At 34.1% G+C, this 9,886-nt stretch carries 5 protein-coding genes; 1 reads left to right on the top strand and 4 read right to left on the bottom strand.

What is annotated here, in order from left to right; all coding sequences use genetic code 11:
- Positions 1-279 precede the first annotated feature (279 nt).
- Complete coding sequence (locus tag ND2E_RS01350) at positions 280-942, top strand: hypothetical protein (RefSeq protein WP_033095747.1); 663 nt, start codon at positions 280-282, stop codon at positions 940-942.
- A 54-nt stretch (positions 943-996) separates the two neighbouring features.
- Here the strand turns inward: ND2E_RS01350 and ND2E_RS01355 are convergent, their stop codons facing one another.
- The 4 genes from ND2E_RS01355 to ND2E_RS01370 all read right to left on the bottom strand — a co-directional run bounded on the left by ND2E_RS01355 (position 997) and on the right by ND2E_RS01370 (position 9,618).
- A complete protein-coding gene (locus tag ND2E_RS01355) occupies positions 997-1,920 on the bottom strand; it encodes a retron St85 family RNA-directed DNA polymerase (RefSeq protein WP_033095746.1) in 924 nt (307 codons plus the stop codon).
- Positions 1,907-2,857, bottom strand: coding sequence for a retron St85 family effector protein (locus tag ND2E_RS01360; RefSeq protein WP_223303709.1), 951 nt, complete (start codon positions 2,855-2,857; stop codon positions 1,907-1,909). The genes ND2E_RS01355 and ND2E_RS01360 overlap by 14 nt, the downstream gene beginning before the upstream one ends.
- Before the next feature lie 366 nt (positions 2,858-3,223).
- Positions 3,224-5,683 carry a hypothetical protein gene (locus ND2E_RS01365; protein WP_033095744.1) on the bottom strand — a complete coding sequence of 820 codons (2,460 nt, stop codon included), beginning with the start codon at positions 5,681-5,683 and terminating at the stop codon, positions 3,224-3,226.
- 8 nt (positions 5,684-5,691) lie between these two features.
- Positions 5,692-9,618, bottom strand: a complete 3,927-nt coding sequence (locus ND2E_RS01370; RefSeq protein WP_033095743.1) for a hypothetical protein — start codon at positions 9,616-9,618, stop codon at positions 5,692-5,694.
- Positions 9,619-9,886: the final 268 nt, after the last annotated feature.

The following is a 9,886-nucleotide window of genomic DNA, read 5'->3' as shown; positions in this document are numbered from 1 at the left end:
ATGCGAAAAAAACTAAATTCCTTGACTGATGCCGATCACTCAAGTTAGATTTTACTGAGGTCTACTGGCAGACAAAAAAGTGATCGGCTTGAATGGTATTGAGCGATCGGCATCATAGTATTACGCAACTCCCAAGATTCTTTTACTAAAGATGAATTCAGATCTTTTACTGGTTGGGCATCGAGTACTTTTGATACCTATTGGGCTAAACAATTTAAAACTTTACTCATAGTAAATGAACAAGATTATTTTAGGGTTAGTGAAGCGTTTAGAAGAGTAATGGACTGGGAAAGTTTCCAAAAACATGTGACACAAAATAGAAAAGTTGCAACAGATTATATAACAATGACCTATGATAACGTTGTTCTATTTGAGTTTTTCATGCCATTAACAAATGAAGGATATCTGAGGACCTCGCTAGACGCACTATTTTTTAAAGATTCAGTATTAACACGCTTAAAAACTGTAGATCAGCAAATATTAAAAACTAAAATTCCAACTCAAGAAAATGAAAGTGACGATGACTATTTTCAAAGAATTTGCGATAAAGTTTCAAATACATTTGGTGGTTATTCTATATCTCATGTTAGTGGGCGATATAGAGCTGATGTATTAAAATCAAGACAGGACATTTATAGTGCAACCGCTGGTAATAACATCGACTCATATTTAGTCGATGAAACGACAGCAGTGGTAAAGTTCATCTTTCCTTGTGGTGATTTTGTTGAATCTCAATTTACTTCAAGTACAGACTATTTTGACAATATATCTAGCGATGTAGGCTTTGATATTCCAAATGCTGATGCTGCAATAATTAGATGGTTGTTTTATACACTATTTGTTCAATCAATTGTGCAAGCTGTTAATGGAGAAGATGAAATATGGATGCTAGAAAGTGGTATGAGAAATAGATTGCATATTTGGCGAATGAACGAAAATTAAATTATATGAATCATTAGAGTTTCTTTAAGAGCTCTAATGTTTTCAAGTGTATATTTACTTATTCATGAAGTTTTGAATTTCATATATTATATCTGCACCGTATTTTTTACATAATGAGTTTAAAAATTCAGGCTCTATTGAAGCACAAAAAGATAAATACCCTGCTAAGTATTTTTTCTCCTTAACATCAAGCGAACACCATTTAAAAATTAATGATCGTATCTTTCGCTTCATATCTCGGCCAATAGATACATCTCCAGAATTAGTCAATATTAGGCCTGTTATCGACATTCTATTTTTACGTGAAGAGTGGTGTGTTTTAGATGAATTTATTCTTAATTTATCAGGAATAGATAAAGAATTAACAATTTCATAAACATTATTTTGTATTGAATTTAATATATTTGGTTCATTTGTAGAAAAATAAAGATCATCAGCATAACGGGTATACTGAATCCCTCTAACATAACATAATTTGTGAAGTGCTTCGTCTAGCTCATAACAAATTGCGTTAGATAAAGTAGGAGATGAAACTGAACCGATAGTTAAAGATGACTTATAGCATACTAACTTTACTAATAATTCGGTGTCCTCCGCTTTCCAATCTTTTAATAAATAATTTGCTTTTGAATCGAGAAACTTAGCAATATTTTTTGAGGAAATTGATTCAAAGAAATTTTTGAAGTCCATTCTTAATAAATAACTTGCACCAATATGAACATTTGCATGATCAAAGATATTTAATTTTTTTCTATAAGCAAATGCTGAATTATGAATTGGCAGTTTAACTAATATATCTTCATGAATAATTCTTTGAAGTGTTTTCAATTCTCTTGCAGGATGCAGTATACTTCTAAAACCACCTGTTTTTTTAGGTATACTGAATTGCTTATATCTTTGTGAAGCAGTCTCTGCTAGCTCCATAATGTATGTTTTATCAAGTAGTAGGCTACTCGATAAATGATCAAGTAATTTCATTGGTTATACCTGACAGTGTTTCACGAAATTCATCAATAAATAATAGATCTGCTAAACATTTAGCTCGTAATTGTACTGATTTTTCCAAGGTGAGCTTCGTAGATTGGTGAGCATATAATTTAATATAATCAATGCATGTAAAAAGCATTATTCCCTTCACCTCAGTAAATTGAACTATACCCAATGCAATACATAAAGATAAAACAAATGATATCTCTTTAGCTTGACTCACTTGCTTACCAAAACCAATTTTTCGGCTTACGAGTTCGCATATTTCTTTCTCTGATACAGGACCAAGTGCTGTAACAACATACAATATAAAGAACAAGAACTCTTTCCGAGAGAATTTTAAATGGCCAAACAGTTCAGTTGACTCATTAAGCTTTTTCTTCTGCTTTCTGCTTAATCGTTCAACTACTTGTGGCATACAAGTTAATATAGTAGAAAAGTCTGTAAAAATTGTAGGGCCGAAATTTGAATCATTATCAACCCACCTAACAGGGCCTGTATTTATAAATGACTCATCTTTTTCAAACTTATTATTGATAATTGGTAAAAGCTTCTGCCTCAGGGGCGCACTAATAGAGAATGCCCCTAACTCAGCGACAGTACCAAATGACTCAACTAAAATAATCACTGCATCAGAAAATTCAGCCAGCCATTTTTCCAAATCAAGCGCATTTACTTTATTGGTATTCTTACTAGCAGCATTAGAAATAGCCTCCCAAGCATTCTCTGCACGGAAGAAAAGTAAATCTTTGTGGTGTTTTAATAAATACTCTTCAATTTTATGTCGGTTGAAACAAAATTTAGGATCACCTCCACAAATGAAGAGTATTTTAGGCAAGTGATTTGATAAGTCTTTTAAGCTATTTTCATCGGCTTCCTCTAGAAAACACTTTTTTGCGTTCAAGTATCTTGGATGATTAAACCACAATGCGATAACTTCCTTATATTAAAATATCCTTACTAGAGGAGCCTGCGACTGTACGTAACTACGTAAATTACGCTCAGCGAGTTCCGAGCGGTTCGGAATTTACGTAGTTACGTACTACAATTCCGAACAATACGAACGGGTCGGCTATACACCAACCACAAAAGAAAATACCGAGGCACTTTCTTCAAACTAAGGATAAGAGAAGAATAACATAAGGTTACGCTAGGAATAAAGGGATGATAATAATTACAATTGACTATTGCTAATGGATACATTGAAATTATCAAGTAAAAACGAATCATTTCAGATTCGCCTTTAAAGAATTGTACTGTTAAAACTTAAATGCCAGCTCCCAACTTTACATAACTAAACAAAATCTAAACCTAAAGCTTGCTCAGGCTCAGATTGACATTCCCTCCAACGTTTAATTAAGGTTGCAACACATGGGTTTCCAGCTAGTTGGTTTACCCGAACCCAGTCAACATCAACCAATGCAGCAATTAACTCTGGATTAAAGCGTCCTTGAAGACTGTGCCATTGTCTAATACTTGGTTGTCTTATAATCTTTGATTTAGGAGAAGCTAAACCACCTACAATAAAGTAATGTTGCTCGTCGTCGTACCATAAACGTTGTATGCCGGGTACATTACGTAACCACCCTTTTATATCTTTAAGAGGAAGATCAAGTACACGGCTTAATAATTCATCCCAAGCACCTATAAGTTGAGTATCAGCTCTTTCTTTCTTTTCACCTTCTGGTAGGGTTAAATTTTTGTCTATCCGCCACTTTTTGAATACTGATTTTTTAATATCCTTGTATAAGCTTTCATCATTACCTAATAATAACAATTCTCGTAACGTGTTATTCCAAAAAAGAAGTAACTTATCCAACTCTTCTAATAATTTAGTAGCAAGACCTTTTTTTAATACCTCTTCTTCAACTAACTCAGAGATCGATTGCTGCAAAGAATCTTTATTAGGGAGCAACCACTTTCCTAGTTTAAAACTAATTTCTTGCTTATTAAGAATCTCTTTTACTTCGTTTAGTCCCAATGGCAGCATGTGAGGTGTATCATACTTAGGATCTTGGAACATAACAGATACACCATTATTTTTTTCTATTATAAACGTCAACCTTCGAGCAAATCGTACTAGTTTTTCAGCCGGACTTCCAAAGCCCTGCATAACTACTTCAGGCCTATAGTTATACGGCCACTCCTTCTGTAATGATGCTAATAACAATGCAACAGATAGTCCATATTCTTTCAATACACTATCGCACTTTGAAACCTTTTCAGGTGTTGATGGATTAAATGGTAATAAAATAGGTCTGTCAGATTTAACAGTAAACAAATAACCATCGGTTATTACAACTAAGTTCTCATTTAAGAAACTAGCTTGTTCTGGTAGCGACTGAGCTATAGAAGTACTGCTATTTAAAAGTAAACTTTTTAACTCTAACTCTTTGACAACAATCTCAGCATTTCTCAATAAAGCACTTTTATTTTCCTTTGTTTCAAATTGCTCTAAGCTGTACTCAAAATAAGTTGAATCAGTTTGAAGAATTAAAGATTCCTTCCCTGTTTCTTTATCTGTTTGTTGAACAAGTAGATTGTCTACTATTGAGTCTGAAGATAGGTCATGTGGATTTACGTTAATATGCTGACATGCGACCTTACGCCTTAAACCTATGGTTAAAGGATATCTATCATCAACAATGTTTGGTTTCTGATCCAATAAAACTAAGATTCTTTGTGTAGACTTAAATTCATATTCATTTATGTTTTCAGGTGTTACTTCAGGCAATAATGTTAATTTAGAACCTAAGCTCTTTGCTTCTAATAATGATTGTAATTTGGCCACAATATCTTCACCAGAAACAGACTCAGAAACCCTAAGATCAATAACATCTATATTTTTTTCAAGGTTTAAACTAGAAAAAGAAGATTTTGTCTTATTACTCTTATATTTAGTATTCAACGGAAGTGGTTTTAGGTTTAATATCTTCGCCTTAAGTTTAAAACCAAAACGTCCAGCTTCACGAATAAATTCATCTTGAATCGGCTTTAAAATCCATGGCCAACTTTTCTCAAAGCCACGTTTAGAAGAAACATCAATAAATGCTCTTTGGGTTCTTTTATTCTTATTCTTTTGTATTTCTCGATATACAGGTCCCGCTGGCTTTTTAGTATGTTCAGGAAACCAACGCATCAATACCTTTTTATCTCTATAAACCCATAAAGATATTTTTTTTCCAGAAGCACTATTCAAGTCATCCACTTCTCTTAATGGAAGGTTTTCATGGAACAATACTACTTCTGTTGCACTTCTATCCTTTAGCATCTGAGTTCGACAATCTAAACTAATAGAATTAATGCCAGATCCTGACTTTCCTCGCCAAATATCAACCTGCATAATTGGTCTGCCAAGGGTATGACTTCCAATACAATGAGCACCAAATGCCCGTGTTTTACGCATAATTAATCTAATCCAAATTGGATTCAATTCGGATGCATATTCTACTTTAAGTGGTTCTACCTCAATTCCATCGCCATTTAAAATCTTTGGAGCAGCTTCTAACTCATTATCTACAGCAACAAAAAGTCCAAATTGTCCCTGGTGGCTTTTCATCAAGTATGGATAAAATTTATCTGAAAGTTGGTCATCTAGCTGGCTTTGCCACTCTTTCCATCTATAGCTTTTTGACAGCACATAATGATAAACAACTAAGGATTTTGCTTTATTTACATCAATTTCACTATCTACATAAGTCATATGAGATAATGGAAGATGTCCTGACACTACATTTTTATTCATTGATTTCATAATTCAATTTAATCCTTACCTTCACTTTCAATAATGGATACTAACTGTTCAAAACCTAAAGTGTGCTGCTCTATTGCTCCAGAAGTAATACAGCCATCTAAGATGAAAATGGATGCTCCTGATGCTGAAGCGCTCTTCAACTTGTCATCAAAACAATGTAACGCTTGTTCAGCATCACGACCTACAAAGTTAGCAATGATTAATTTCGCATTCTTTCCATAAACAGTTTGGAGTGATTCAAGTTTTCCTATTAAGCCCATTGGCGCAGTTTCTTCTTTAGCTCCATCAGATAACCACTTTTGGTACTGTTCATCAGTATTATCTAAGGTAATATTCCCCCAAAATTTAGCGTCGATAAATAGAGGTTTTTCCTGGACTTTAAAGTCAAACAGCTCAAATGACCTTATGTCATTAACTCTAGAGCTTGTTAATATTTGCCGATCACTTAGCAAAGCTTTAATAGCTTCCTCACCTAATCTTCCTTGTAATAATCTTTGGATAACTTTTGGGTGATAAATATATTGTTCTTCTAGGATATTAGCTTCTGGAAAGAAAGATGTTCTATAGCCACGCTTGTTAAACCAATCAACAATCACAGGAGATTTACTGATATGTTCATACAAGCGTGTCGGATTAAATTTTACTAATTTTGGTAACTGCTGCTCATAGAAAAACTGCCAAGTATCAGGGTCATACCATAGTGTATTTCCTTTTGCACCCTCTGGCCTTTCAATACATGCCCACTGATAAAGCTCACTATTAATACCAAAAACATTCTCTATAGGTTTCCATGCGTAATCGAACTGAAGAACAGCTTTTCCAAGCTGATTCCAAATGCTAACTATATTATTTTTATCAACACCGGATTCCCTCGCTTCCCTAATACCTTGAACTAATTTTAAATCAATTATACTTTCAGCAAGCTCTCCTTTTTGCTGCGGTGTCATTAGAAAAGCTAATAAATCTACCTGTTCATCTTCTCTTCTTCTAAGTAATTCATCTAAAAGTTGGTTATTTAAATCAGATATTTTATTTTTATTGTTGACATAAACAGGAAGTGATGAAAATTTACTCAGAATATTAGATAATTCTTTTGATAAATGAATTTCAATATTTGGAACATGGCTCCATGCTCGCTCGATACGTCCGATTTGTTGCTGTATATCTGACGCTGTATTCTTAATATAATCCGAGGTGTTTTTATAAATACTATTTAAGTCAGCAATACCCTTAGAGTTATTTTCCATAATAGGGAGGATATATTTTCGATGCTGTTGTCGAGATATTTCTCCAGCCCTCATTAATTTTTCAAGGTTTCTCAATTGATACCCTGCATGTGCCATATCAACCCCATCATCAGTACCTTCAGATGAAGAAAAATAAAAATGCCTTGATTCTAGTAGGTACAAGCAAGATAGATCCATCTGCTTACCAGTTTCTGGAAGTGTAAAATCAAGATTAATCCCATTAGTTGCAGAAGCTGTTTGAGTTAAAACCAAAACAATTTGGCCACTATCAAAAGCCGCTTGATATACATCTCTAAAGTGTGATCTTTTTTGGCTTTCTGCTGTTAATAAACACAAAATCATTTCCTTATCATGTGCCATTACAGGAACAAAAACATCTTCAAAGCCTGAACAAAATTCTGAAGGGACAATTTGGTCAATATGAACATCTGAAAGTCGTAACCAACTAGCCTTTTTTCTACTTAAGCTAGCTTCGTCTTCAAATAACCATTTTTTAAAAAAACGAATAGAATTAACGAAAGCTAATTGACCTTTATGCTTTGGTTTCTTTGAAGATAATTCAATTACATGAAGTATGTTCAGCAATAGATTGGATCGATGATCATTTGTAAATTGTGATATTGGCATTTCATCGATTCTAAAAAATGAAGAAGGTAAACTATTAACCAGTTCATTATCACCGGTGTTATCACTCTGCGACAGGCCCTTATCAACACAAAGTGAAAGCACTGACTTTCTGATACTTTTTTTAGTTTCCTGGATATGCTGTATGACTATTTCCTGATTAACTAAATCATCTTTACTAGGCAAATATGGAATTGGTTTTTTAAACCATGCGTCAGGTCTTTTATCAAATTTTTCCCCTAAAAAACTATTTTCTTTGTTACCTGTTCTAGCATCAGCCGTATACTTAAGAGCACTTTGAATCCACCTTAAATCAAATGAACCAACAGCCCTTTCTATACATGAAGTAGCAGATAGACCATAAACTAAGTTGCGACTGCACACTGAAACTAATAAACCTTCAGGAGTTGTAGGTAAAAATGCCCGTTTAATTTGTAATCTCAATGGGTCAATATCTGCATCTGCTGCATTTTGCTTGAGTAACCAGTTTGTAAGGCCAAAAATATTTGCATGAGTGTTTGGTAATAAATTACTTTTACGAATAGTGTCTAGTTCTGGTAAATCAGCCCTCGGAAGTGAAAACATTGAAACATTTGGCAAAGCAGAACTGTAATAAGAAGGCCGATAGTCATTTGCTGAGTCAAACAATAGTCTACTGAGCTTTAATAAATAATCTTGTGCTTCATCCTGAGAAACTGAAATATCAGAGACCAACAAACTAAACCGTCTTATAAATTGCTCCATAAGACGAAGAAAATCCCCTATAGGCAAAGCATCATTAGCAAGCTGTTGGCTAGGATCCACAATCCTAACTTCGTAACCATGTTCGGCTCTTTGCATAGAAAGTCGTTCACTAGTTACTAGATGATCTGAACGAAAGAGATATTGAGTCTTAAAACTATTTTGTTGCTCTATCGGTACTAGCAAAGCCCTAGCGTCAGATAAATTTATTTTTTTATCTGATAAAGAGTCTTCTAACTCCAGAATCAACTCGTTCAGGCTTTCATAAATTTTAGGAATAGGTGCTACATCTACCAAGTGCATTCGTTTGAGTAAGCGCTTCCCCCCTTCTAACAATTGCCCTAAACACTCAGGGGGCTCTTGAACTAATTGTGCTTGTGACAATAGTTGTTGTAATACATCAGCTTGATAATCAAATTCATCAATAAAAATAACATGTCCAGCAAGATCACCACTAGACATTCTAACCTTACTTTTACCATCATAAAATGAAGAGAAAAGCTTTTGAGTCGTCATTATCAACAGGTGTTGCTTTTCATCCTTCCACACTATCCCTGGAAATACTCTTCTTACCCATTTATTTTTTCTAAAACAAAACAATCGTTCTTCAGCGGCTTTATATTGCTCACTTTCATCACCATATTTTTTATGGTTAATTTTTAACTGCTTCTCTACCCCTTTCATATTATCAAGCAACAATCGCTCAACATACGAACATAAACGCCCGAGTTTTTCTTCATCTAGAGCAAGATATTCTGATGAATAAGTAGTACCTGCCTTCATGCGTTCTATTCGAATGGCAATTTGTTTGATTTTTTTACATGCACTAATTAGTTGTTCTTTAGTTTCTTGTTTTGAAAATAAGCCAGCTTTATCCATCCCTTCAATAGATATAAAAGGACAAGGAAAATCTGAACTCAAGTAACCTTCTTCATGTGGCAGCGGTCGCTGTGTTACAGCTGCCACAAGATTTTCACTTTGTGCATATAATACACTTGCCGTTATTGATGAACCATCCGTACCGATTGCTTCTGAGGCATTTTTATAAACTTCATGCAAAATATTCCAGCGGTGGGTAACAAAAATAGATTGGTAACCATTTTTATCTATGATTTCAAGGGCTGGGGCTGAATCGTCATCATGCCCTTTTTGAAATAGGCAGCTTGTTTTTCCACCTCCTGTAGGGCCTTGGAGTTGGCATAAACCTGAGATACCTCTGCGGTTTAAGGCTTGATTTTTGGGAGATTGTGCAGCTAAGTGAATAGCTTTAGATAGTGTACTTTCAATAATAGCGTTGTACGAACGCAATGATCCATCGTTCATTTTCTACCTCATTCAGTTTCGGGTTATCGAGGTTAATTTAATCGTGTAAAGTTTCACTTTCACGACATTTCAAATTGTCATTTTTATTATTAACTAAACTTTACATCCTGGTCAACAATTAGTCACCATTTTTTACTCAACTAAAAATAAAAGCATAATAAAACAAACACTTAAATAATTACAAACCACTTTATCTCTATACTCTCTTTAAATTTTACAAAATGTAATACTCTGTAATATCACATATTCAAATCTAATAACTTTATTT

It is taken from the genome of Colwellia psychrerythraea (assembly GCF_000764225.1).
GTDB lineage: Bacteria > Pseudomonadota > Gammaproteobacteria > Enterobacterales > Alteromonadaceae > Colwellia > Colwellia psychrerythraea_D.
This window is presented reverse-complemented; position numbering and strand designations above follow the sequence as displayed.